This window comes from Pseudoxanthomonas sp. LjRoot204_2, from assembly GCF_056175765.1.
In genome coordinates this window covers 1-1,407 of sequence record NZ_JBGFFG010000643.1, presented here as the reverse complement: position 1 = coordinate 1,407, position 1,407 = coordinate 1, and the positions used below count along the sequence as shown (strand labels likewise).

At 66.9% G+C, this 1,407-nt stretch carries 1 protein-coding gene; it reads left to right on the top strand.

The window, feature by feature from the left end; all coding sequences use genetic code 11:
• Positions 1 to 58: 58 nt before the first annotated feature.
• Positions 59 to 1,252, top strand: coding sequence for an OprO/OprP family phosphate-selective porin (locus AC04L7_RS18700; RefSeq protein ID WP_475513703.1), 1,194 nt, complete (start codon positions 59 to 61; stop codon positions 1,250 to 1,252).
• Positions 1,253 to 1,407: the final 155 nt, after the last annotated feature.

Genomic DNA, 1,407 nt, shown 5'->3' with positions numbered 1-1,407 from the left:
GCACCGTCCCACCCGGACGGTGCTCGCCGACGCACGCCCTTACTCTGACGGTATACGCATGAAGTACCTGCTTTCCACCCTCGCCCTTTCGCTGCTGGCCGTCCATGCCGGCGCCCGCGCCGACGACGGCAAGACCACGGCCACCGCCTGGCCGCCGAAGATCACGTTCRCCAACGGCACCGAACTCAGCCTCGGCGGCAACCTGCAGTACGACCTCAACCGCTTCTCCGGTGACGGTTACAACGGCGCCGCACTCGAGGACGACGATGCCTGGCGTCGCCAGGAACTCGGCCTGACCCTGCGCAGGAAGGGCGTGTACGACCTGGGCGTCACCTACGATTTCCACGCCAAGAGCTGGAACGACGTCGCCCTGCGCGTGGAAACCAAGGCGCTGTTCGGCCACGACGTGGGCAAGCTGCGCATCGGCCAGATGAAGGTGCCGCTCGGTTTCGAAGGCAACACCGCCACCCGTTCGGTGAGTTTCCTGGAAGCCGCCCTGCCGACCCAGGCGTTCTACGAGAACCGTCGCAGCGGCATCGACTGGGCGTTCGAGCGCGAGCGTTACCTCGTCAACGCCGGTTACTTCTTCGAATCCGACCTGCTGGGCAACAACAAGGGCGACACCACGGCCGTCCGCATGGCCTGGACACCGCGCAAGGCGGCCGGCGACGTGCTCCACCTGGGCATCGCGGGGTCGCAGGAGCGTCCCGACAACGAGGTCAACGGCCTCGGCATCACCGTGCATCCCAGCGTCCGCTGGCGTGCGCGTCCGGAAGCCGCGCTCACGTCCGTGCGCCTGGTGGACTCGGGCACGCTGACGCGCGTGGACCGCATCGACCGCGCCGGCCTGGAGGCACTGTGGATCCATGGCCCATGGTCATTGCAGGGCGAGTATTTGCGGCAGAAGACCACCCGTGACCTCGGCCTGCCCTCGTACTCGGCAGACGGCGGCTACGTGTTCGCCAGTTGGATGGTGACCGGCGAGTCGCGCGGCTACAGCGGCGGCAACGTCGCCAACCCCAAACCGAAAGCCGCCCATGGCGCGGTGGAACTGCTGGCGCGCTACAGCCGCATCGACCTGGACAGCGACGGCATCGCCGGTGGCCGCCAGCACGACTGGACGCTGGGCGCCAACTGGTACCTGACGCCGTACTTCAAGTTCCAGGCCAACTACGTGAAGAGCGATGCGACGCGTGGCGCGTTCGCCGCCGACCCGTCCGTGTTCGAGCTGCGCGCACAGATGCATTTCTGACCGTGCATTCCACAGCGCCCGCGCCGCCCGTCACGGTCTGCGCGGGCACGACGCCGACACGCAGGTAAGCACGCTTACTTTTCCGCCGAACGGTCATCAAGAACCGTCGGACACCGCCGTTACTCAGGAACAGATATCGCACCAAGGGCATGGAC